The organism is Ruegeria sp. HKCCD7303, from assembly GCF_013111185.1.
In the GTDB taxonomy this organism is placed as follows: Bacteria; Pseudomonadota; Alphaproteobacteria; order Rhodobacterales; family Rhodobacteraceae; genus Ruegeria.
Map to the genome: position 1 here is coordinate 119,138 of NZ_WVRE01000002.1, position 21,968 is coordinate 141,105.

A 21,968-nucleotide genomic window follows, 5' to 3' on the forward strand; every position below is an offset into this window, starting at 1 on the left:
GGTGCATCACTATATAGACGGCACCGCGAGAAAAAGGCAGTAACGTGATCCGGTTCATTCTTTCGTTTTTCGGGGCGATTTTCAGCCTCGTCACTTTGGGTATCTTTATGGTCGCACTGGTAATCGGTGCGGTGTTCTGGATGTATGGCCGCGACCTGCCCAGCCATGAATCTCTGGCCCAGTATAAGCCGCCCACCATCAGTCGGATTTATTCGGGCAAAGGGCAGCTGATTGATGAATTCGCGCAGGAACGACGCCTGTTCACCCCGTCCGAGGACATCCCCGATCTGGTGAAACAGGCTTTCATCTCGGCCGAAGACAAAAACTTTTACACCCATCAGGGGTACGATCCGCGCGGTATTGTTGCAGCCGGTGTTGAGGCAGTGCGCACCAAGGGCGAAACCGTGCGCGGGGCATCGACGATCACGCAGCAGGTAATGAAGAACTTTCTGCTGTCAGGCGACCGCCGAGCTGAACGCAAGATCAAGGAAATCATCCTCGCCACAAGGCTTGAGGATACCTTGGACAAGGAACAGATCCTCGAACTTTACATGAACGAAATCTTTCTTGGCCAGAACTCCTATGGCGTGACCGCTGCGGCGCAGACCTATTTCAACAAGACCTTGCAGGAGTTGGCCCCGCATGAGGCCGCGATGCTGGCTGCGATGCCCAAGGCACCTTCGGATTACCACCCGGTTCGTCAAAAAGAACGCCTGCTCGCCCGCCGCAACTACGTGCTGCGCGAGATGAACCAGAACGGTTACATCGATCAGGCGACCTATGAGACCGAAGTCGAGATGCCGCTGCGTTCGGTGCAGAACGGTGACTTTGAAAGTTTCCGCACCGCTTTGCCGCCGCGTGACTATTTCACCGACGAAATCCGTCGCCAGCTGAGCGAGGATTTTGGCGAAGGTGAGTTCTTTACCGGCGGCTTTACGGTCCGTGCGTCTGTGGACGAAGAAATGCAGATCGAAGCTGCCAAAGCTCTGCGCACGGCGCTGCAGAAATACGACCGATCGCGCGGCAGGTGGCGCGGTACGGGCGAAGTGATCCCGGAAGAAGCGCTGGCGGATGAGGCGCAGTGGCGCGAAGCTCTTTCTATCATGGAAATTCCACGCGATGTGGTGCTGCCGACCCGGTGGTATCCTGCCGTGGTTTTGGGCGTCTCTGACCAGCAACTCACGGTCGGGATCGAAAATGGACCCGCCGATGGCATTATCCCACGCTCGGACATCAAATGGATGCAGGGCGATTTTGCAGCAAACTTCAAACGCGGCGACGTGATCCTTGTGATGGCCGGGGAAGAGGGACAATGGTCTGCCCGTCAGGTGCCCGAAGTGCAGGGCGGCTTTGTTGCGATGGATGTGAACTCGGGCCGTGTTTTGGCGATGCAGGGCGGGTTCTCGTATCAGGACACCGTGTTCAACCGCGCCACGCAGGCGCAGCGTCAGCCCGGATCGTCTTTCAAACCTTTCGTCTATGCCGCCGCACTGGACAGTGGCTATAGCCCCGCAACCATAGTTGTGGACGCCCCGATTGAGGTGAACACGCCACAGGGTCTGTGGCGTCCCAAGAACTCGTCGAACAAGTTCTACGGACCGACGCCGCTGCGCACCGGGATCGAGCAGTCGCGGAACCTGATGACCATCCGTCTGGCGCAAGAGGTCACGATGCCGGTGGTTGCAGGCTATGCGGAACGCTTTGGCGTCTACGACCGGATGGGGGCATTCCTTGCCAACTCGCTGGGATCCGAAGAGACGACGCTTTACAAGATGGTGGCGGCCTATGCGATGTTTGCCAATGGCGGTCAGCGGGTCGAACCCACTCTGGTCGACCGTATTCAGGACCGGTTCGGCAAAACCATCTATCGCCACGACGACCGCCAGTGTCTGGATTGCGATTCCACATGGATGGCCCCTGATGAATCTCCGACCCTTGTGACGGACCGCGCACAGGTGATGGATGCGATCACGGCCTACCAGTTGACCTCAATGATGACAGGCGTGGTGGATCGCGGTACCGCCGCGCGCCATGTAAACTTGCCGGTGCCGACAGCGGGCAAAACCGGCACCACCAACGAATCCAAGGATGCGTGGTTTATTGGGTTTACCTCGAACATCGTTGCTGGCTGTTACATCGGCTACGACCGACCGCGTCCGATGGGGCGGGGGGCTTACGGCGGCACGATGTGTGGCCCTGTGTTCCAAAGCTTCATGGAAAAAGCTGTCGAGAAATACGGCGGCGGCCCGTTCGAGGTGCCGGAAGGTGGTCATTTCATCAAGATCGACCGTTTCAGCGGCGCACGGCTGCCTGACGATGCCAGCGGTGACTATGTTGTTGCTGAATTCTTCCGTGATGGCGTCGATGGCTTCATCGACCGCGTCTATGACGGCGGCTTTGCGATCGGTTCGGATCTGCCCTTGTTCGAGGAAGTGCAGCGCGCAGGCGTGCAGGTTCAGACCTCGACAGGTCAGACGGTCACTGTCGGGCCCAAAGCCACGCAGGGCGACCTGAGCACTGGCGGGCTTTACTGATCAGATAGACACAGAAGCAGATTCAAAAGGTCTGCTTCCGGATCGTTATCGATTGCACCGTCCGATCGCCAGTGGATGGACAAGGCGCATTTGGCGGCGGCCCATTGGGCCAGCCGTTCCTTTGGTACTCTCAGCACCTTGGAGTAGAGCGACAGGCAGGTTTCGATCTGCTGAGGACCACGCACCAAATCTGGCATCCCTTTTGGGTGTCGTAATGCATTTGCCAACTCAAACGCCGGATCTCCGACATACCCTTTGGCATCGAAAACCCGCGGGCCCGTCTCGGTCATGATAATATTGTCAGGGTGAAGATCCCCGTGAAGAGGCACGGACGCTGGCTGGCTATTCAACAGATGCCGGCCCATGGCCATGGCGGACAGTACGTCGTTGGGCAGAAGGGTTGGGCATGTTGGCGCAAAAGCGCAGTTAAACAACGGGGTGAAAACCTGGTCCAGGGGTCTCAAACCCTGAACCCGGACGGTGGGTTTTCCATGCAGACGCGCTGCAGTTTCGGCAAGGAATCTAGTGGTGTCATCGGGGCGTCCCGAACGCGCAATGTCACCCAATGACGGACCATCCAGCCACTCCATCAAAACAGCGTTCCGTTCTTCGTTGAAAATACGAACCGCACCCCGGTCTCGCCACGCATTCAGCAGCGCGCTGCCGGGTGCTTCGTTGCCGCGATCCGGTCTGCGATAGAGTTTCAACGCTGCGGGTCCGTGTTTCGACAACACTTTCCAAACCCGCACCTGACCGGTCTCGGCAACCAGCTCTGGCTGATGCAGGTTCCAATAGTCCAGAAACTCGTCGCATGTGCTTTGCATTCGCGTCCGGCCTGTCTTGTGGTGTCTCGCACCTCTTGCTATCACGCAGGCCTGATTGAGCAAGTTGGGACAAGACCATGCGCGCTGAAACCCAGAACATCGTGGCGGAAATCGAAAAGTCGCTTGAGCTGCTGGCGCAGCGTATGGACTATGAAACCGCACCGCATCGCCTTGAGGAATTCAATGCGCGTGTCGAAGATCCGAACCTGTGGGACAACCCCGAGAACGCGCAGAAGCTGATGCGCGAACGGCAGATGCTGGTCGACGCCATCGAGACCTATGAAACCATCAAGACCGATCTCAGCGACAATATCGAGCTGATCGAATTGGGTGAGATGGAAGAGGATGAAGAGGTCGTGCAGGACGCCGAAGCTGCGATCAAAGCACTACAGGGCAAAGCCGCCAAGAAAGAGCTTGAAGCGCTGCTGGACGGTGAGGCCGACAGCAACGACACGTTCCTTGAAATCAACTCGGGCGCGGGTGGAACCGAAAGTTGTGACTGGGCTTCGATGCTGGCGCGGATGTACGTTCGCTGGGCCGAGAAAAAGGGCTATACGGTCGAGCTTCAATCCGAGACCGCAGGCGAAGAGGCGGGCATTAAATCTGCCGCTTACAAGATTTCGGGCCACAACGCCTATGGCTGGCTGAAATCGGAAAGCGGTGTACACCGGCTTGTGCGGATTTCGCCTTTTGACTCGGCGGCGAAGCGCCATACCTCATTCAGCTCGGTCTGGGTCTATCCAGTGGTGGACGACAATATCGAGATCGAGGTGAACCCGGCCGACATCCGCATCGACACCTACCGGTCCTCCGGCGCAGGTGGTCAGCACGTCAACACCACGGACTCGGCGGTACGGATCACGCATATTCCAACCGGGATTGTGGTGACTTCATCAGAGAAGTCGCAGCACCAGAACCGTGACATTGCCATGAAGGCCCTGAAATCGCGCTTGTATCAACAGGAACTGGACCGTCGGAACGCGGATATCAACGCCGCGCATGAGGCCAAAGGCGATGCAGGCTGGGGTAACCAGATCCGGTCCTACGTCTTGCAGCCGTACCAGATGGTGAAGGATCTGCGCACCAACCACGAAACTTCGGATACCAAGGGCGTGTTGGATGGTGATCTGGACGGGTTCATGGCGGCGACTCTGGCTCTGAACGTTGCAGGCAAAAGCCGGTCCGAGGCGCAGGGCGACAGCTAAGGTGCATAGCCAGATCGCTTTTCTGAACGTGCTGAAAAGGTACTGGCGGCGTATCCTGATTACATGATTGGTCTTTCTTCTTTGCAGCACAACTGTTGTGCGGCAGCTGAAGATTTTGATTCTTTTTCTGAATGAGTTGGCCCATGCCGTTTCAATCCTGTTGACCGGTAGCGAGGTCGAGAAAAGATACATTTAGACAGTGGGTTTAAATGAGCTGAACCGCTCGCTAGGCTGTTGAAGACCAACAACAGAATGGCATGCAATGGACCTGACTCGGATATCGGCCGCAGAGCTTGTGAAACAACTGGCAACCCGACAGGTTTCAGCCACCGATGTAATGCGTGCCACCCTGGATCGCATCGCTAAGGTGAATGGCGATGTGAACGCTATAGTAGCGTTACGGGAAGAGAGTGCGTTGATGGCCGAGGCACAGAGATGCGATAGCGGTCCAATCACTGGCCCGCTGCACGGTCTGCCAATTGCGGTCAAGGATTTGGTCAATGTGGCAGGCGTGGTCTCGTCTCATGGATCGCCTTTGTTCAAGGACGTCGTGCCGGACAGCGACGATTTGATTGCCGCCCGGATGCGGGATGCGGGGGCTATACTTATCGGAAAAACCAACACGCCGGAATTCGGATTGGGATCGCACACATTCAACCCGGTCTATGGTGCGACGCGCAATCCGTATAACGCCGACCATACCTGCGGAGGATCGTCCGGTGGGGCGGCGGTGGCCCTGGCCACGGGAATGGTGGCGCTTGCAGACGGGTCCGACATGATGGGCAGTCTGCGTAACCCAGCGGCCTGGAACAATGTCTACGGCTTTCGCCCAAGCTGGGGCAGGGTGCCGTCTGATCCTGTCGGCGACAGCTTTCTGCATCAACTGTCCACACTTGGCCCCATGGCCCGCAGCCCCGAGGATTTGGGCATCTTGCTTGACGTTATCTCGGGGCCAGACCCGCGCCTGCCCTTGGCCTCTGATAGCGTTCCGGTGTCACCGGTGGAAATTGCAGATTTGCAGGGTCTGCGGATTGGTTGGCTTGGGGATTGGGGCGGGGCGTTCCCGACCGAGCCTGGAATTCTCGACCTGTGCAAAGATGCTTTGACCGTGTTTGAAAGCCTTGGCGCTGATGTGCAAGAAGTTGATCCGCCCTTCGATGCAGAACAACTTTGGACCAGTTGGATCACGCTGCGGTCGTTCAGCGTGGCGGCGGGGCTGGAGCCCTTGGCCTCGCAAAGGGATCATCTGAAAGATACGGCTCAATGGGAACTGGATCGTGGTCTGGCGATGTGTGCAATGGAGGTGCAGCACGCCAGCGTCATCCGCTCGGATTGGTTCCGGCGCGCTGCAGACCTGTTCAAACAGTTTGACGCATTGGTTCTGCCATCCGCGCAGGTCTGGCCCTTTGGGGTCGAGATACCGTACCCGACCAGTATCGCGGGCCGGACAATGGACACCTATCACCGATGGATGCACGTCACGGTGCCTGTCAGTCTGATCGGTTTGCCTTGTCTGGCCGCACCTGCGGGTTTCGGTTCAAACGGACTGCCGATGGGGTTCCAGCTGTTCGGTCCACGGGGCGCGGATCACAAACTATTGTCGGTTGGGGCGGCGTATCACGCCGAAACCAACTGGCCAAACAAGAGACCGGCGAGGTCATAACGCCGGATCGGGAGGAGGAGACAACATGGATAAGCCTTTTGGTGTGCCGGAAATGCGACCGGTGGATACCGCCATGCTGCGCACGGCATTGCAGCGCGCGTGGACTGATTTTCGCCGCGCACCGCTATTCGGGGTGATCTTTGCTGGCTTTTACGTGCTGGCGGGTTGGGCCATGGCGTGGGTGACTGTGCAGACCGGAACAACCTTTTGGCTGGTACTGGCGGCCATCGGGTTTCCGTTGATCGGACCTTTCGCAGCGGTCGGGCTTTATGAGGTCTCGCACCGGCTTGAGCAGGGTGAGCCCTTGGATTTTGGTGCGATCTTTGGCGTGGTACTGCAGCAAAGCCGCAGGCAGTTGCCTTCGATCTGTGCAATCATCGTTGTCGTCTTCCTGTTTTGGTTCTTTCTCGGGCACATGATCTTTGCCCTGTTTCTGGGCCTGGCCACGATGACGAACATATCGACGTCGACAGAGGTGTTCCTGACGTTGAACGGCCTGACCATGCTGGCCGTGGGTACGGTCGTGGGGGCGGTCTTTGCCACCATTTTGTACATGATCACCGTTCTTTCGATCCCATTGCTGCTGGATCGCGAGCTGGATTTCGTGACCGCCATGATCACAAGTTTTTCTTACGTGAAAGAAAATCTGTTTGTGATGCTTGGCTGGGGGGCCTTGGTCGCGATTTTGACATTCATCGCGATGGTGCCCTGGTTTTTGGGGTTGTTGATCGTTTTGCCAGTGCTTGGCCACGCCAGCTGGCATCTTTATCGGCAGATTACCCAGGTCGATGCCGCGCAGACACCCACAACTGCGGCAGGTTAGAACTGCTGTGCAAGATTGTTCGTGGACAGGCGCGCAGCGGCAAAAATAGCTGCAGAGTCGTGCCCCAGGTACTTGAGAACAACCGGTTCCGGGTTGGATGTATCCGCGGAATTAACCACCGATCCGCGCCAATGAACCGCAGTTCCGTTTTGATCGGGTGAGATCAGGTAGACCCGGCTGTTGTGGCCGCCCCGTTGGGATGTCAGCATATAAACGGTATCGCCGCTACAGGCGGCGATACCTTGGATTTCACGGTCTTGCGGTGTGGCATCTGGCATGGCAGTGCGTGATACATAGCCCCGTATCAAAGTGCACTGGGCCAGCGGTCGTGCGTGCAACAAGGTCATGCGGTGTGTATCCGAAAGGCTTTCGATGACGGCATAAAACCCAAGTGAAAAGGCGGACTTCCCGATCGCCTCTGCACCCGAACCCAGAAACTCAGTCAGAGTTTTGGTGGCCGGGTGGTTTTCTGATTTCTCGATCTCGTCCAAGGGCTGGAGAAGAATTCGGGCATCTACGTCGAAAAAGCGACAAATCCGATCCAGAACATCCGGGCGAGGAACGCTTTCGCCAGAAAGATATCTGTTAAACTGCGTGCGGTTCACCCCGAGCTTGCGGCACAGGGCTGAGACCGAGCGATGCTGCTGCGCCAAACGCCGAAGGTTCTCGCTGAACATCGCGCGTAACATTTCAGGGCTGCGGGTATCGTCAGTCATGGCCTTCCACGTATTGCTGTGTCTTCGAATGAAACCCATTGAACACCGAGGCAAAAACCGGCTGCACAAAAAGTAATCGTACAGAATAACCCCAAGCAACGTATCCCCACGCCGCGTTGCAGCTTCGACGCTAGCGCCGCAAAGCTCAATGGCAATAGGCTTTATGCGAAAAAGACTGATCTTTATCTGGAAAAACAAACCCTATGGCAATTATGGCGCAAAAGGCTCGTGTAGGTTGAGAGCGTGCTGCCTGACCAACCAAAGGTGTGCCCCCGCCCGGAAAGACGCTAAAACGTCAGCGGGCGGGGAACAGATTTTAGTCGCCGCGCAGCAAGGCTGCGACACCTGTACGGGCGATCTCGACCAGACCCAATGGGCGCATAAGGTCCGCAAAGGCATCGATCTTGTCCGGTGCACCGGTGATTTCGAAGATGAACGAATTCAGAGTGCTGTCGACCACATTGGCGCGGAAAATATCGGCCAGCCGCAGGGCCTCGACCCGCTTGTCGCCTTCACCCACGACCTTGATGATAGCCAGTTCGCGCTCGACCGAAGGGCCTTCGACAGTAAGGTCATGCACGTCGTGCACGGTTACAATTCGGCCCAGCTGCGCCTTGATCTGCTCAATAACCTGGGGGGTCCCGGTGGTGACGATGGTGATGCGGCTGAGGTGGCCTGTGTGATCAACTTCGGCCACGGTCAGGCTTTCGATGTTATAACCGCGCCCCGAGAACAATCCGATCACACGTGCCAGAACGCCAGGTTCGTTCTCGACCAACACCGCTATCGTGTGACGTTCCTGCACGTCCGAAAAGGTGGGTCGTAGGTTATAGGCCGAATGGCGGGTGGCACCTTTTTTGATATGTAGGGCAGACATTTATGTCCCTTTCATCATCCTTGATATATCGGGCGCGGCAAGGCGCCCGACCAAATCCGTCGAATTTTGTTAAACCAGAACCGAACCTTTGGAATCGATCACGCCCTGCGTTTCTGCTTCGCCCAGAAGCATCTCGTTATGGGCCTTGCCCGATGGGATCATTGGGAAGCAGTTTTCGTGCTTTTCAACCAGACAGTCGAAGATCACCGGACCGTCATAGTTGATCATCTCCATGATCGCGTCGTCCAGATCGGCAGGATCGGAACACAGGATGCCCTTTGCTCCGAACGCTTCGGCGAGTTTAACGAAATCAGGCAGGGCTTCGGACCAGCTGTGTGAATAGCGTTCGCCATGCAGCAGTTCCTGCCACTGACGGACCATGCCAAGGCGTTCATTGTTCAGGATGAACTGCTTCACGGGCAGACGGTATTGCGCGGCGGTGCCCATTTCCTGCATGTTCATCAGCCAAGACGCCTCACCAGCCACGTTGATCACCAATGCATCTGGATGCGCCATCTGCACGCCGATAGAGGCGGGGAAGCCATAGCCCATCGTGCCCAGGCCACCCGAGGTCATCCAGCGGTTGGGGTCTTCGAACCCAAGGTACTGAGCCGCCCACATCTGGTGTTGGCCCACTTCGGTGGTGATGTAGCGATCGTGCTTTTTTGTCAGCTCTTCAAGGCGTTGCAGCGCGTATTGCGGTTTGATGGATTTTTCGCTGTTGGCATATGCAAGGCAGTTGATCTTGCGCCATTCCGCGATCTGGTTTTGCCACTGCTTCACGTTCGCAGCATCCGTCTTGCGACCGCGAGACTTCCAGATCTTCAGAATGTCTTCCAGTACATGCGCCACGTCACCGACAATGGGTATGTCCACACGGATTACCTTGTTGATCGAGGACGGATCGATGTCGATATGCGCCTTTTTCGAGTTCGGCGAAAACGCATCGATGCGGCCGGTGATCCGGTCGTCGAAACGTGCGCCGATATTGATCATCAGATCGCAGTCATGCATCGCCAAATTGGCCTCGTAGAGACCATGCATGCCCAACATTCCAAGCCAGTTCTCGCCCGAGGCTGGGTAAGCGCCCAGACCCATCAGGGTCGAGGTGATCGGGATACCAGTCGCGTCCACCAGTTCACGCAGCAACTGGCTGGCTGCAGGGCCAGAGTTGATGACACCGCCACCGGTATAAAAGACCGGTTTCTTAGCGGTTTCCATGGCGGCAACCAGTTCCGTGATCTCTTCCAGGTCGCCTTTCAAAACCGGTTGGTAATGCGACGTTGAAGGCTTGGGGCTGGTGTACTCGCCCGAGGCAAACTGCACGTCCTTGGGAATGTCGATCAACACAGGACCGGGACGGCCCGAGGTGGCGACGTGAAAGGCTTCGTGCATCGTTTCCGCCAGCGAATCCGTGTCTTTAACCAACCAGTTATGCTTGGTGCAGGGGCGGGTGATGCCAACAGTGTCAGCCTCTTGAAACGCGTCTGAACCGATCATGAAGGTCGGAACCTGACCCGTCAGAACAACCAGCGGGATCGAATCCAACAATGCGTCGGTCAGGCCGGTGACAGCGTTGGTCGCGCCAGGGCCGGACGTTACAAGCGCAACGCCGGGTTTGCCGGTCGACCGGGCATAGCCTTCGGCGGCATGGATTGCACCTTGTTCGTGACGCACCAGAATGTGGCGAATGTCGTTTTGCAGAAAGATCTCATCATAGATCGGTAGGACGGCGCCACCGGGGTATCCGAATACCGTGTCCACGCCCTGATCCTTGAGGGCCTGAACCACCATCTTTGCGCCGGTCATCTCACGTGTCATCTGCTTTGCTCCGTTCGCGACATGTGTCTTGCGTTTTGCCAAAAAAAAGCCCCCGATTTTTCGGAGGCGCATGGGTTCGATTATGGTTTTCCGTTACCGGCCCATGCGCGTTTTTCCTACGATTACGACTAGCGCTTTCATCGCCAGAGGCTCCTTCTTTGCGTGCAGGGACATTATGGTCGGGGGGAAGGGGCGTCAACAGGCAATTGCACCAATTTTCTATCTTGGCGGCGGTTATTTGCGACATTTTATTGCGCAGATTGCCGCATGTTGGGAATTTCCGGGAAAACGATGTTCATTTCACTGGTTTTTTAGACGCATGTGAGGGTCCAAAAGCGTCAGGTCGATGTCTGAAACTGGCATGATCTGCCTATTTGACTGCGTCACGCTGACCCTGTGGGCGCGCATGAAGGAGGCGGAGAATGCTGCAAGACCTGTTGGACCTTGGACGGTATCCGATCGATCGCCCGGATTCGCCCGCGTATGTTCGATTGATCGAAGATTTGAGGCGGGAACTAGATCAAGATGGATGCGCGGTTCTGCCGGGTTTTGTCCATGAAAAGGGCATCGCTCTTTTGACTGAAGAGGCCGATGCCGTTGCGCCCAATGCGCATCGCTCTTTCAGCCGTACGAACCCGTATTTCACCAAGGACGACCCGCGGTTTGGCATCGGTCATCCTATCCGACAGTTCTATGATCGTTCGAATGCCTTTGTTCCAGCGGATAATTTTCCGCAATCGGGGCCTTTGCGGAGTATATATGAGTTTGAACCCTTTCTGCCGTTCGTTCGTGATGCCTTGAATGAGCCTGCAGAGCGTTTTTTCCGTTATGATGACCCGCTGGCCGATGTGATCATTAACGTGGTCGAGGAAGGGCAGGGCTTTCCATGGCATTTCGATACGAACAATTACACGGTGACACTGGCCATTCAGAACGGTGAGGAAGGGGGCGCGTTCGAGTACGCGCCAAATCTTCGCACAACGGAAGACGAAAACTTTGCTGAGGTCGCCGCAGTTTTGAACGGGGATATGACGTGCGTCCATCAGTTAGAGCTTCAGCCCGGTGATTTACAGATTTTCAAGGGGCGATATTCGCTTCACCGGGTAGCGCCGGTGACGGGGCCGCGCCGCCGGTATGTCGGTATCTTTTCATTTGTCGAAACCGAAGGCATGTGCGGCGGTATCGAACGGACTGAGCAACTGTATGGACGGGTTCTGCCACACCATTACGAACGCGCGGGGCTACGCAAAGATCAATTACTGGATTGAGACACCACACCGGTAAACTGAAGGTGCTTCCTTTTCGGAGATTCAGATGCCTGAGATTTTGCAGCTAACGCCGTTTGTGTTGTGTTCGTCTTTGCAGAACCAGATCGATTTCTATTGCAAGCGATTGGGGTTCACATGTGGGTTCAGGCAGGACAACTATGCTTTTCTGTCGCTGGGACCGGTGGCCATGCGCTTATTGGAATGCCCGCCGCGCCCGGATGGCAGGCCGTTGGGCGACGACCAGTCGTTTTACATTGATGTGGACGATGTGGATGGCCTGTATGAAAGCTGGCGCGCCGGGTTAGCCGATTTGCCCAAGGGGCGTGTACGACCGCCGTTTGACCAGCCTTATTTGCAGCGTGAGTTTCACGTTTTGGATGAAGACGGGACACTGGTGTTCTTTGGTCAGGACATTAGGCCCCGAGCGTGAACACTCCCGCCCATCGTCGACACGCCAGCGGCGCGTCTTCTCTGGTTGGGCAGGGCAGCGCGTGCCGCGCTGCGGGAGTATGCAGATCAAAAGCCGACGCCAGTGCCTTGCAGAACGCCGTGTTCCAGTGCATAGCGGGTCAGACCAGCTGTTGAGGAAATGCCAAGCTTGCGCTTGATGTTCTTCCGGTGGGTCTCGACCGTTCGCACTGAAATCTCCAGCTTTTGGGCAACCTCTTTGTTGGACTTGCCCTGTGCAAGTTCCAATAGGATCGTCTGTTCGCGCCCGGTGAGCGCCTCGCGCGCACTATCCTCTTTGGGTTTCAGGGATCCGCTGGCACCGGTGCACAGATATTGCTTGCCCTGCATGACAGCGTCGATGGCCTGCCTGATCTCTTCCGTAGGTACATCCTTGAGTACATAGCCTTTGGCACCGTGGCTGAGCGCGGTTGTGATGTATTCAGGACTGTCATGCATCGACAGGATCAGGATGCGCGTTTCGGGCAGACGTTCGAGGATGATTTCCGTCGCGCTGAGACCGCCCAGGCCAGGCATGTTCAGATCCATCAGGATCACATCAGGGGCCAGATCAACGGCCAGATCCACGGCCGCCTGACCGCTGCCCAGCGTGCCGACGACCTGGATATCTTCATAGCTTTCCAGAATCGACTGGATGCCCTCGGCCACCATCGGGTGGTCGTCAACGATGAGAACCCGGGTTCTGTCAGAGCTCATGTACCAGCCTTTCGGTTCGGAGTTGCGTCTTCCTGCGGTGGCAGAAGGTGGCTCAGCGGCAAGCTGGCTTCGATCACCGTCCCGCCACGCGGTCCGCGTGATGACAGAATCCGCAAGGACCCGTCAAGCTGTTCGATACGTTCCTGCATGTTACGCAGCCCGATGCCTGTGGTTGCTGTTCCGGGCTCAGTGCGCAACCCACGGCCATTGTCGGTGATCCGCATAGTTGCACCTTTCTTATGTCCGCGCAGGTCTATGGTAACATGAGTGGCCCCCGAATGGCGTTCGATATTGGTCAACGCTTCTTGCGCAATTCTATAAAGGGCGATCTTGCTGTCCTGATCCAGCCGGTTTCGGAAGACCACGGTGGAGAATTCGGTCTCGATCCCGGTACGGTCTCGGAAATCGTCGGTCAGGGCCTTCAACGCGGGACCAAGGCCCAGATCGTCCAACACGCCCGGACGCAGGTCACGGCTGATGCGCCGCACCTCGGTAATGGCGGCCCCCAGGTTGTCGATCCCTTTTTCCAGCGGAGCGAGCGCACCTTCGTCATCACCCCGAGTCAGACGCCGCCGCGCGTTGTCCAAAGCATATCGAACGCCGACAAGAATTTGGCTGATCCCGTCATGTAATTCACGTGCGACCCGGCCCCGTTCTTCTTCCTGTGCGTCAAACACACGCTGGGTCAGTTCCTTCAGCTTAGCATCGGCCAACCTGCGCTCGCGAATGTTCAGCAACATGCCCGACGCAAAAACGATGAGGACAGCGGCCAGTACAATCGCGCCGATATACATGAATGTGCGCTGTACGCGGGCTTCGACTTCGGCCCGTGCGTTGGCAACGGTGGCCACGATGTCATCGATGAACACCCCGGTCCCGACGACCCAGCGCCAGTCCTGAAGGCCAACAACATAGGCGATCATCTGCGCTTCTTGCCCCGTTGAGGGCTTCTGCCACATGAAACTGTGCCATCCTGCCCCTTGGCGAGCGAGGCGAATGAACTCGTTGACGATTGGCGTGCCTTCGCTATCCGTCAGACCTTCCCAATTCTGGTTGATGAATTGCGTCTGGCGGGGGCTGACAAGGTTGTTTCCGTCATAGTCATACACAAAGAAGAACCCGTCCTGACCATAGATCATCGCCGACAGGATCTGCGTGACGAGGTTTTTGGCCACTTCATCATTTGGTTCAGCCCGACCATAGATATAGGCAAAACCGTTGCGCGCCTGCGTTACGTAGTTGCGCAGCTCTTCCTTCTTGGCTTCGATCAGACGGCGTTCCAGGGCCTCGATCTCGCGCTCAGCGGTGGCGCGCGCCTGATAGGCGACCAACACGGCAATTGCCGCAACAGCGACGACCAATGGTATGGCCGCAACCAACGACAATTTCTGCGCATAAGTCAGCGAAACCAGGTTTCTAAGTCTGTGCATGGTCGAATCGATACGCAAGTGGCAGCAAAAATGCAAAAAGATTGAACATTTCCATACCCAAAGGACGTCAAAAGCCCGGCTGAACTGGAACTCACCAAGGGTTTTCTCGCTAAAAAAGGTCAGAAACCCGGCTTTCTACGCAGTAGTAGGTATTCCCATTCACAACACTGTCATTAGTCTGACGCGCACTGAATACGACAGGTCCGGCTGTGCCGGATTATGACTATGAAGGGGAGGAACACTCATATGGATCGTCGTTCATTTTTGAAAAAATCCGCGCTGGGCGGATCGGCAGCTGCAGCAACCGCTCTGGCGGCGCCGGCTTATGCTCAGGGCCAGCGTACCCTGACCATGGTGACGTCGTGGGGCCGTGGCTTGGCGGGCGTGTTTGACAGCGCGCAGCGCTGTGCCGACAGCATCAACGCGATGTCGGACGGAAGCCTGAATGTTGAGATCAAGGCCGCTGGTGAGCTGGTTGGCGCGTTTGAGGTTTTTGACGCGGTGTCGTCCGGTCAGGCCGATATGTACCACGCGGCGGACTATTACTTTGTGGGTCAGCACCCGGGCTATGCCTTCTTCACTGCTGTTCCGTTCGGCATGACCGCGCAGGAACTGGTGAACTGGTATTACCACGATGGCGGCATGGAGCTGCATGACGAGCTGGGTTCGATCTTTGGCCTCAAGTCTTTCCTGGCCGGGAACACCGGCGCGCAGGCGGGTGGCTGGTACTCGAAAGAGATCAACAGCCCCGAAGATTTCCAGGGCCTGAAGTTCCGTATGCCGGGCCTGGGTGGCCAGGCGCTGGGTAAGCTGGGCGCGTCGGTTCAGAACATTCCGGGTTCGGAAGTGTATCAGGCGCTGTCTTCGGGTGCGATTGACGGAACCGAGTGGATCGGTCCCTGGGCCGACGAAAAGGCGGGCTTCCAGGAAATCACCAAGACCTACTATACTGCGGGCTTCCATGAGCCAGGCGCGGGTCTGTCGCTGGCCACAAACCGTGACGTCTTTGACGAACTGACACCTGCACAGCAGAAGATCATCGAGATCGCAGCGGCCGAAGCGCACCAGTGGAATCTGGCGCAGTTCCTGGCCAATAACGGTGCAGCCCTGCAGCGTCTGCAGTCGGGCGGCGTGAAGGTCATGGAGTTCCCGGACAGCGTTTGGGATGCATTTGGCCAGGCGTCGCAAGAGGTTCTGGACGAGAACATGGGCGACGAGCTGTTTAAGAAAATCCACGACAGCGCAATGGCGTCTATGGCGGCTTCGTCTGCTTGGATCAACCTGTCGTCGGGTGCCTACACCGCTCAGCGCGACCGCGTTCGCGGCTAAATTCGAGCCAAATGAGCAAACGGTTTCCCCGCATCAGCGGGGAAGCCTTTCCTGTTGCATATGCGCGGACCCATCATGCCGCTATAATCAGCAATGCAACTGACGAGACCCGGGGACAACATGCAGGACGACAACGGTATTTCGTTTTTCGGCGCCCTGTGGAATGGACTGATCTGGTTCATTCAGAACATTGCCGAAGCCTTCTATAATTTCGGATACGCTATCACGCATCCGCAGCTCTGGCTGAACTGGTCCGACAAAGAGGCGATCATGCGCTTTGTCTACTACGGAGGCTCGGTCGAGTTCTTCTTCGTGGTTTTCACCTTCTTTCTGGTTCTGACCGCGATCGGGCTCTACTACCGGAACTTTATGTGGGCCATCGTGCGCGGGCTGGAGGGGTTTGCAAACACCACCGGCCGTTTCTTTGCGTGGGCAGGTCTGCTGATGGTGATCCAGCAGATCGTGATTGTCTTCATGCAGCGGGTGTTTACGCGCCCTGATATGTCGTTCGGCTTGGGGATCCCGTTCCAGATGGACATCAGCTGGTTTGCGGAAGAACTGAAACTTTACAATGCCATGGTGGTTTGTCTGTGCTGTACCTACACATTTGTGCAGGGCGGGCATGTGCGCGTTGACCTGATCTACGCCGGCATCAGCCACCGCGCCAAGCGCGTGGTTGATATGTTAGGCGCGGTGTTGTTCATGATGCCCATGGCTGTGCTGACCTGGATGTATGGTTGGTACTTCATGTGGCGGCACCTGATCGTGCCGAAACCTTCGGCCAGTGACACGCTGGATCGTCTGGTGGCCAAGTCCCGCGCGCTGCGCTGGAATGTGGAGACCATCGGGTTCAGCCCCAATGGCTTTAACGCATACTTCCTGTTCAAGATCCTTCTGGTTGCCTTTGCGGCCATGGTGTTCCTGCATGCCATCGCATTCCTGTACCGGTCGTATCTTGAGTATGTGGAAGGGCCGGAAAGCACCGGAAAATACCTCGACAAGGACAGCCTTGGTGAGGGTGAAGAAGCCTATGAAGGCGCGCATTAAGGACGGAGAACCAGACAATGCTATTCGGACTTGATGGCGTCGAGATAGGCCTCATTATCGTATTCTTCTGCCTCTTCGGAGGCATTCTTTCCGGGTTTCCGGTGGCTTTTGCCATCGGTGGGGCCGGGGTCATTTCTTTCGGGATCATCGCTGCGCTCGACAGTGCGGGTCTGTTGATCCACCAGGCGATAGACACGGGCTCGCAAGCCTATCGGGATATCGTGAACTCGGGGGTGAAACCCGACACGATATCCGTGTTCCGATACCCTGATTTGCCAAGGATCGCCGAACCGGTCTTTGTGCAAGGCTGGGAAACGGCGCTGGATCGCAACGTCTCCTTCATCGTGAACCGAATGAACGAACGCGTTCTGGCGGGTCAGTCCATCGAGACGCTGTTGGCCGTGCTGATGTTCGTTCTAATGGGTATTACGCTGGAACGCTCAAAGATTGCCAACGACCTGCTGACCACGATGGCGCGTGTCTTTGGCCCGCTGCCGGGCGGTCTGGCCGTATCGATCGTGGTTGTGGGTGCTTTCCTTGCCGCGTCGACCGGGATTGTGGGCGCGACGGTTGTGACCATGGGCCTTTTGGCACTGCCGACCATGCTGCGAAACAACTATGCGCCCGAACTGGCAACCGGTGTCATCGCTGCATCGGGTACGCTGGGGCAGATCATCCCACCGTCGATTGTAATTGTTTTGCTGGGTACTCTGGCCGGGGACTTGTATTCGACCGCACAGGAAACGCGCGCAATTGAGGCGGGGTGTACTGATGCTTTGACCTTCCTGGGCGAGCCTGCTGTTGTTTCTGTCGGGACGCTCTTCCAAGCGGCCTTGTTGCCGGGGATCATGCTGGCCTTGCTCTATGCGCTTTATGCCTTTGGCTATGCGTTACTGAACCCGCACAAAGCACCGGCGGTGGAAATTTCAGGCGGGTCAGGCGAGACAATCACCCGGTCCGAGGGACTGACCTGGCTGCTGGGCGCTCCGGCTGCTCTGATTGTCGGGGCAGTTCTTCTGGGCAATGTCGGCGTGATTGGAAGTCAGAACATTGCGGTCTCAGCCTTCTCGGACGTTGGACAGAGTGCCTCGCTGCGCACGAACGTGTCAGAAGAATGCAAAGCCTCGATGATCGAGCTGCACGGTCAGTCAGCCTGGGATCAGGCTGTTGTCGAGCAGGAAGCAATCGATGCCGCAGGAGGTGTTGCGGATGCTCAACGCCTGAGTGAAGAGGAACTGGCGGCCGCACAGCAAGAGAAGATCGCCGCAGCGGCCCCGATTGGAACGGGCGTGGCAGTGACCATTGTTCTTTTGGGGCTGACACTGGTTCTGGGCCGCGGGATCGCGCCTTCGCGTTCACCGCAGCCGCTGATCCTGGGGGCAATTGGCCTGTTGCTTATGGCTTTGGTCGATATCCTTTTGATTTCGCCGACAACCTCTTCGGGGGCCACTTTCCTTCTGCTGGCTTTGCCATTTGCACTCGCCATCTACGGCTGCAAGGAAGCTGCCGCACGATGCGCCACCAACGATCTGATCCGCGTTGTGTTTCCTCCGTTGGTTCTGATCATCGCGGTGCTGGGGTCGATCTTGGGGGGCGTGACCAACCCGACACCGGCGGCTGCGCTGGGCGCGGGTGGTGCGATCATGCTGGCGGCGTATCGCAAACTTCAGGATCAGGGCCGGTCGGGCAAGGTGATCATCTGGGCAACCTTTGCCGTGATCATTGCCTTGCTGATGGGGGTTAACTTTGATCTGCGCATTTCGCAGGGCAGTGTTTCATTTGAAACTTGGGTTGCGTTTATCGTCGCTTACGGCGCTTACCTTTTTGCCCTGTTCGGCTTGATTTACGGCTGTTGGGTGCTGTTTTCGAGCGGTGTTCTGACGCCTGTTGTTCGCGAGACAGCCAAAGTAACCTCGATGGTCTTCACCATTCTGATCGGATCACAGTTACTGAACCTTGTGGTGATCTCGTTTGGAGGTGAGCACTATATCCAGCAGTTCCTGAAGAGCTTTGACAACGAGTTCACGGTCTTCCTGATCGTGATGCTGGTGCTGTTCATTCTGGGTTTTGTACTGGATTTCCTCGAGATCATCTACATCGTGATCCCCATTGTGGGGCCGGTGATTTATGGTGGATCTTTCGATCCGAAATGGGTGACGATCATGGTGGCTGTGAACCTGCAGACCTCGTTCCTGACGCCGCCCTTTGGCTTTGCGTTGTTCTACCTGAGGGGGGTCGCGCCAAAAGAGGTCACGACGGGTCATATCTATCGCGGGATCATACCGTTTGTGTTGATCCAGGTGGTCGGCATTGCGATCTTGTGGTTCTTCCCCTCGATCGTCACGATCGTCCCGGACCTGATCCCGAATTGATCCCGGTTACCAAAATGCAAAGGGGGCCTAATGGCCCCCTTTTCTTGTTTGTACCGGAGAAGGGGCCAGCCCCTTCTTGGCCTGCGGCCAATTCATCCCCGAGGTATTTTGGGCCAGATGAAGCTGCGGATCAGCTGAACTGGATCAGGTCCCACCGATTGTCGAAGGGATCGCGCCAGACGGCAACCTGGCCATAGGGTTCGGAACGTGGGGCCTCTTCGAATGTGACACCTTGCGCCAGCATGTCAGCATGATCGCGGTCGAAATCATCGGTTTGCAGGAAGAAACCCACACGACCGCCGGTTCGGTTGCCAATAGCGGCTTTTTGGTCGGGGCCGTCGGCTTTTGCCAGAAGAAGGGCGCTGCCTGTCGATCCGGGCGGGGCGACCAGTACCCAGCGTTTGCCGTCGCCGAGCGCGAGGTCTTGCAGGAGCTGGAACTTGAGCGTTTTGGTGTAGAATGAGATCGCGGTATCATAGTCGGGCACCACAAGGGCAACCGCATGCAGGGACTGCTTCATTATTTGGTCAGCTTTTGGTAGGGTGGCGGTCAGGTAGCTGAATATTCGCTACTTGTTCGGCTATGGGCGCAGATGACAACGGGTGATGCGATGCATCGGAATAGGCACCTGGGTCTTTGATCTTTCGCCATTGCCCCTGAATATAGGCTTCAAGCCCTGTGAACTTGGCCTTGTAACCCATTTTGGGACTGCCGGGGACCCAGTAGCCTAAATAGATATAGGGAAGCCCGGCTTCTCGCGCGATCTCAATATGATCCAGGATCATGTAAGTGCCCAGAGAGTTCTGGGGTTGGTTGGGATCGTAGAAGGAATAGACCATACTCAGCCCGTCATCGAGCACATCGGTCAGGCTAACGGCGATGAGGTTGCCGGTTTCCGGGTCGGCATACTCCACAACGCGGCTGCGGATCGGGGTTTCTTCAATCATGGCGGCAAACTCGAACACATCCATGTCGGCCATGCCCCCGTCGGCGTGCCGTGTGTCAAGATAACGGCGGAACAACTCGTATTGTTCGTCTGTGGCCCAGGGTGACGTTGCGCGGCGTTCCAGGTAGCCGTTGCGCTTGGCTGCGCGTTTCTGGCTTTTGGTGGCGCGAAAGGCCGACACATCGATCCGAGCGGACAGACAGGCCGCGCAATCGGTGCACGACGGGCGATAGAGCACATTCTGCGACCGACGAAACCCCTGTTGAGACAGGGAATTGTTCAACTGTTCCGCGCCTTCACCTTGAAGGGCTGTGAACAGTTTACGCTCCATCCTGCCGTCGAGATAAGGGCAGGGTTGCGGAGCGGTAACATAAAACTGTGGCGCTATTGGCAGCGTGTGTCGCATGAAGTTCCCATCTGGCCTCGGGACGGATGATAGCAACCGTTTCCGAGACCGCCAAGTGATTCACACAATTGGTTTTCACGCCCTTTGATTGATCATCACAGTCCCCAGGAAACTGTCGGTCAGACCCTGACCACGGGCGCTGGTCAGCATCATGATGATCGAAATGATCTGGACCACGAAAAACGCCATACTGACGAAATAACCGGCAGTATGGGCGATGGCTTTGCCCATATCCATCCGCTCGCCGAATGCGTCACGCAGTTCGATGCCCATGAAGCGCATACCCAGCGTAGCTGAGCCGTTCGAGATGGTGATGACCCGATACGCAAAGCTGATCACAGCGTAAATCAGCGGAAGGAAAAACAGCCCCGCACCGAAGGTCAGGAAGACGGGCACGATGCACAGCAGCGAGATGAAGGCGATATCGAACAGCCACGCGACAAAGCGCTTGGTCGCAACCGAGCTGTAGAATTCTGGTTGAGTATCCGGGTTGGGCAGGTGGTTCATTCGTCACGTCCGAAAGATAGGGTTGGTGCACCCTGACCCGAATAACCGGGGCAGGGCAAGGGCTATCAGGCAGGTGCGCCTGTGCCGTTTTCTTCGTGGTTTTCGCGGGCGCGTTCGTCCATGAACTGGTCGAATTCAGCCTTGTCTTTGGCTTCGCGAAGACGGCGCAGGAAAGCTTCAAAATCCTGCTGTTCGCGCTCCAGGCGGGCCAGAGTGTCAGCCTTGTAGGCGTCAAAAGCGCTGTTACCCGAAGGCTTCATTGCGCTCATGTGGCTGTGCCAGGATTTGCGGCGGCTGCAGGACTTGCTGAACATGCGTTTGCTCCAGATCATGTAGGCCAGAAGGGCAAGGCCAACAGGCCAGAAGAAGATGAAACCAAGGACCATGGCGGCGATCCAGGCCCCTTTGCCTTTGTCATCCAGCCAGGCCTCAATTCGGTAAAGCCATCCCGGATTGGCGTGGACGGCGGGGTCGGACAGTGCAGTCATGAAAGCTCTCCAGGGTTGATGTAAACTGTTTTCACATTGTCTAGATGGGGGCGCCTTCGGGTGATACAAGGGGTAATGTGAAAAAGATTTACATTCCACTATACAGTTGATGGTGAATGTCTCTGACGGCAGGGTGCGGCCATGAATATGACTGAAAACAAAACGGCTCCTTCGCTGAATGACATTCTTGACCTGGAAAAGCAGGTCTGGACCGCGCTGGTTGAAGGAAATGCAAGCGCAGACCGCGCTTTGCTGAGTGCGGATTTTCTGGGAGTTTACCCAACCGGGTTTGCCAACCGAGCCGATCACGTCGGTCAGTTTGCGGATGCGCCGACGATGGCAGAGTTTGATCTCAGTGATGCGCGGTTGCGTGTGCTGACACCTGACATTGTATTGTTGTCCTGTCGGGCCGATTACCAGAGACCGAGTGCAACCGGAGGCGACGCAATGCTGATTTCCTCGCTCTGGGAAAGGCGCAACGACGCTTGGGTCAACAGTTTCAGTCAGGATACACCCGTTCAGGATATCTGATCAGAATACCCCATTGA

Annotated in this window: 20 protein-coding genes; 10 read left to right on the forward strand and 10 right to left on the reverse strand. The window is 56.7% G+C overall.

The annotated features are described in order from the left end of the window. Nucleotides 1-44: 44 nt before the first annotated feature. Nucleotides 45-2,534 (forward strand): PBP1A family penicillin-binding protein, encoded by a 2,490-nt coding sequence (locus GS630_RS05170; protein WP_171179708.1) that lies wholly within the window; start codon nucleotides 45-47, stop codon nucleotides 2,532-2,534. On the opposite strand, the gene GS630_RS05175 is transcribed toward GS630_RS05170, so the two are convergent. Further along, nucleotides 2,528-3,358, reverse strand: coding sequence for an aminoglycoside phosphotransferase family protein (locus tag GS630_RS05175; RefSeq protein WP_171618806.1), 831 nt, complete (start codon nucleotides 3,356-3,358; stop codon nucleotides 2,528-2,530). The two genes, GS630_RS05170 and GS630_RS05175, sit on opposite strands and share 7 nt — an antisense overlap. Nucleotides 3,359-3,435: 77 nt before the next feature. Between GS630_RS05175 and prfB the strand changes: the two genes are divergently transcribed. The 3 genes from prfB (at nucleotide 3,436) to GS630_RS05190 (ending at nucleotide 7,049) form a co-directional block, all read left to right on the forward strand. Then, the gene (gene prfB / locus GS630_RS05180) at nucleotides 3,436-4,563 is read left to right on the forward strand and encodes a peptide chain release factor 2 (protein WP_171090621.1); all 1,128 of its coding nucleotides are present in this window, start codon (nucleotides 3,436-3,438) and stop codon (nucleotides 4,561-4,563) included. Between the two features lie 262 nt (nucleotides 4,564-4,825). Beyond that, nucleotides 4,826-6,226 (forward strand): amidase, encoded by a 1,401-nt coding sequence (locus GS630_RS05185; RefSeq protein WP_171179712.1) that lies wholly within the window; start codon nucleotides 4,826-4,828, stop codon nucleotides 6,224-6,226. 25 nt (nucleotides 6,227-6,251) lie between these two features. After that, the gene (locus GS630_RS05190; protein ID WP_171179714.1) at nucleotides 6,252-7,049 is read left to right on the forward strand and encodes a DUF2189 domain-containing protein; all 798 of its coding nucleotides are present in this window, start codon (nucleotides 6,252-6,254) and stop codon (nucleotides 7,047-7,049) included. Here the strand turns inward: GS630_RS05190 and GS630_RS05195 are convergent. The 3 genes from GS630_RS05195 to GS630_RS05205 form a co-directional block, all read right to left on the reverse strand. Continuing rightward, nucleotides 7,046-7,765 carry a helix-turn-helix domain-containing protein gene (locus GS630_RS05195; RefSeq protein ID WP_171179716.1) on the reverse strand — a complete coding sequence of 240 codons (720 nt, stop codon included), beginning with the start codon at nucleotides 7,763-7,765 and terminating at the stop codon, nucleotides 7,046-7,048. The two genes, GS630_RS05190 and GS630_RS05195, sit on opposite strands and share 4 nt — an antisense overlap. A gap of 316 nt (nucleotides 7,766-8,081) precedes the next feature. Next, on the reverse strand, nucleotides 8,082-8,642 hold the full coding sequence (gene ilvN, locus GS630_RS05200) for an acetolactate synthase small subunit (protein ID WP_171179724.1): 561 nt from the start codon (nucleotides 8,640-8,642) through the stop codon (nucleotides 8,082-8,084). 69 nt (nucleotides 8,643-8,711) lie between these two features. Continuing rightward, nucleotides 8,712-10,463, reverse strand: coding sequence for an acetolactate synthase 3 large subunit (locus GS630_RS05205; protein WP_171179726.1), 1,752 nt, complete (start codon nucleotides 10,461-10,463; stop codon nucleotides 8,712-8,714). Nucleotides 10,464-10,885: 422 nt separating this feature from the next. Between GS630_RS05205 and GS630_RS05210 the strand changes: the two genes are divergently transcribed. Together GS630_RS05210 and GS630_RS05215 are read left to right on the forward strand one after the other, a co-directional pair. Further along, complete coding sequence (locus GS630_RS05210) at nucleotides 10,886-11,731, forward strand: 2OG-Fe(II) oxygenase (RefSeq protein ID WP_171179728.1); 846 nt, start codon at nucleotides 10,886-10,888, stop codon at nucleotides 11,729-11,731. 46 nt (nucleotides 11,732-11,777) lie between these two features. Then, nucleotides 11,778-12,161, forward strand: coding sequence for a VOC family protein (locus GS630_RS05215; protein ID WP_171618808.1), 384 nt, complete (start codon nucleotides 11,778-11,780; stop codon nucleotides 12,159-12,161). Nucleotides 12,162-12,247: 86 nt separating this feature from the next. On the opposite strand, the gene GS630_RS05220 is transcribed toward GS630_RS05215, so the two are convergent. Continuing rightward, nucleotides 12,248-12,895 (reverse strand): response regulator transcription factor, encoded by a 648-nt coding sequence (locus tag GS630_RS05220; RefSeq protein ID WP_171179732.1) that lies wholly within the window; start codon nucleotides 12,893-12,895, stop codon nucleotides 12,248-12,250. Further along, on the reverse strand, nucleotides 12,892-14,325 hold the full coding sequence (locus tag GS630_RS05225) for a cache domain-containing protein (protein ID WP_171179734.1): 1,434 nt from the start codon (nucleotides 14,323-14,325) through the stop codon (nucleotides 12,892-12,894). The genes GS630_RS05220 and GS630_RS05225 overlap by 4 nt, the downstream gene beginning before the upstream one ends. 246 nt (nucleotides 14,326-14,571) lie before the next feature. On the opposite strand from GS630_RS05225, the gene GS630_RS05230 reads away from it, so the two are divergent. The 3 genes from GS630_RS05230 to GS630_RS05240 all read left to right on the forward strand — a co-directional run bounded on the left by GS630_RS05230 (nucleotide 14,572) and on the right by GS630_RS05240 (nucleotide 19,073). Then, complete coding sequence (locus tag GS630_RS05230) at nucleotides 14,572-15,654, forward strand: TRAP transporter substrate-binding protein (RefSeq protein WP_171179737.1); 1,083 nt, start codon at nucleotides 14,572-14,574, stop codon at nucleotides 15,652-15,654. Nucleotides 15,655-15,774: 120 nt separating this feature from the next. Next, nucleotides 15,775-16,701, forward strand: a complete 927-nt coding sequence (locus GS630_RS05235) for a TRAP transporter small permease subunit (protein WP_171179739.1) — start codon at nucleotides 15,775-15,777, stop codon at nucleotides 16,699-16,701. A gap of 17 nt (nucleotides 16,702-16,718) precedes the next feature. Continuing rightward, nucleotides 16,719-19,073 (forward strand): TRAP transporter large permease subunit, encoded by a 2,355-nt coding sequence (locus GS630_RS05240; protein WP_171234465.1) that lies wholly within the window; start codon nucleotides 16,719-16,721, stop codon nucleotides 19,071-19,073. 130 nt (nucleotides 19,074-19,203) lie between these two features. On the opposite strand, the gene GS630_RS05245 is transcribed toward GS630_RS05240, so the two are convergent. From GS630_RS05245 to GS630_RS05260, 4 genes are all read right to left on the reverse strand, one after another. Continuing rightward, nucleotides 19,204-19,593: a VOC family protein gene (locus GS630_RS05245; protein ID WP_171618810.1), complete on the reverse strand. Its 390-nt coding sequence runs from the start codon at nucleotides 19,591-19,593 to the stop codon at nucleotides 19,204-19,206. Nucleotides 19,594-19,600: 7 nt separating this feature from the next. Continuing rightward, entirely contained in the window at nucleotides 19,601-20,425 is an 825-nt protein-coding gene (locus GS630_RS05250) for an arginyltransferase (protein WP_171179745.1), read from the reverse strand. Between the two features lie 75 nt (nucleotides 20,426-20,500). After that, nucleotides 20,501-20,932 (reverse strand): RDD family protein, encoded by a 432-nt coding sequence (locus tag GS630_RS05255; protein ID WP_171179746.1) that lies wholly within the window; start codon nucleotides 20,930-20,932, stop codon nucleotides 20,501-20,503. Nucleotides 20,933-20,997: 65 nt separating this feature from the next. Next, nucleotides 20,998-21,420: a DUF2852 domain-containing protein gene (locus GS630_RS05260; protein ID WP_171618812.1), complete on the reverse strand. Its 423-nt coding sequence runs from the start codon at nucleotides 21,418-21,420 to the stop codon at nucleotides 20,998-21,000. 141 nt (nucleotides 21,421-21,561) lie between these two features. Between GS630_RS05260 and GS630_RS05265 the strand changes: the two genes are divergently transcribed. Continuing rightward, entirely contained in the window at nucleotides 21,562-21,951 is a 390-nt protein-coding gene (locus tag GS630_RS05265) for a nuclear transport factor 2 family protein (protein WP_171237747.1), read from the forward strand. Nucleotides 21,952-21,968: the final 17 nt, after the last annotated feature.

What these genes read in the sequence shown, in the direction of transcription:
- GS630_RS05265 (WP_171237747.1), top strand. Translation starts at nt 21,562, where the DNA reads ATGAATATGACTGAAAACAAAACGGCTCCTTCGCTGAATGACATTCTT.
- GS630_RS05245 (WP_171618810.1), bottom strand. Translation starts at nt 19,593, where the DNA reads ATGAAGCAGTCCCTGCATGCGGTTGCCCTTGTGGTGCCCGACTATGAT.
- GS630_RS05195 (WP_171179716.1), bottom strand. Translation starts at nt 7,765, where the DNA reads ATGACTGACGATACCCGCAGCCCTGAAATGTTACGCGCGATGTTCAGC.
- GS630_RS05220 (WP_171179732.1), bottom strand. Translation starts at nt 12,895, where the DNA reads ATGAGCTCTGACAGAACCCGGGTTCTCATCGTTGACGACCACCCGATG.
- GS630_RS05175 (WP_171618806.1), bottom strand. Translation starts at nt 3,358, where the DNA reads ATGCAAAGCACATGCGACGAGTTTCTGGACTATTGGAACCTGCATCAG.
- prfB (WP_171090621.1), top strand. Translation starts at nt 3,436, where the DNA reads ATGCGCGCTGAAACCCAGAACATCGTGGCGGAAATCGAAAAGTCGCTT.
- GS630_RS05210 (WP_171179728.1), top strand. Translation starts at nt 10,886, where the DNA reads ATGCTGCAAGACCTGTTGGACCTTGGACGGTATCCGATCGATCGCCCG.
- GS630_RS05185 (WP_171179712.1), top strand. Translation starts at nt 4,826, where the DNA reads ATGGACCTGACTCGGATATCGGCCGCAGAGCTTGTGAAACAACTGGCA.
- GS630_RS05215 (WP_171618808.1), top strand. Translation starts at nt 11,778, where the DNA reads ATGCCTGAGATTTTGCAGCTAACGCCGTTTGTGTTGTGTTCGTCTTTG.
- GS630_RS05235 (WP_171179739.1), top strand. Translation starts at nt 15,775, where the DNA reads ATGCAGGACGACAACGGTATTTCGTTTTTCGGCGCCCTGTGGAATGGA.
- GS630_RS05250 (WP_171179745.1), bottom strand. Translation starts at nt 20,425, where the DNA reads ATGCGACACACGCTGCCAATAGCGCCACAGTTTTATGTTACCGCTCCG.
- GS630_RS05205 (WP_171179726.1), bottom strand. Translation starts at nt 10,463, where the DNA reads ATGACACGTGAGATGACCGGCGCAAAGATGGTGGTTCAGGCCCTCAAG.
- GS630_RS05255 (WP_171179746.1), bottom strand. Translation starts at nt 20,932, where the DNA reads ATGAACCACCTGCCCAACCCGGATACTCAACCAGAATTCTACAGCTCG.
- ilvN (WP_171179724.1), bottom strand. Translation starts at nt 8,642, where the DNA reads ATGTCTGCCCTACATATCAAAAAAGGTGCCACCCGCCATTCGGCCTAT.
- GS630_RS05240 (WP_171234465.1), top strand. Translation starts at nt 16,719, where the DNA reads ATGCTATTCGGACTTGATGGCGTCGAGATAGGCCTCATTATCGTATTC.
- GS630_RS05225 (WP_171179734.1), bottom strand. Translation starts at nt 14,325, where the DNA reads ATGCACAGACTTAGAAACCTGGTTTCGCTGACTTATGCGCAGAAATTG.
- GS630_RS05260 (WP_171618812.1), bottom strand. Translation starts at nt 21,420, where the DNA reads ATGACTGCACTGTCCGACCCCGCCGTCCACGCCAATCCGGGATGGCTT.
- GS630_RS05230 (WP_171179737.1), top strand. Translation starts at nt 14,572, where the DNA reads ATGGATCGTCGTTCATTTTTGAAAAAATCCGCGCTGGGCGGATCGGCA.
- GS630_RS05190 (WP_171179714.1), top strand. Translation starts at nt 6,252, where the DNA reads ATGGATAAGCCTTTTGGTGTGCCGGAAATGCGACCGGTGGATACCGCC.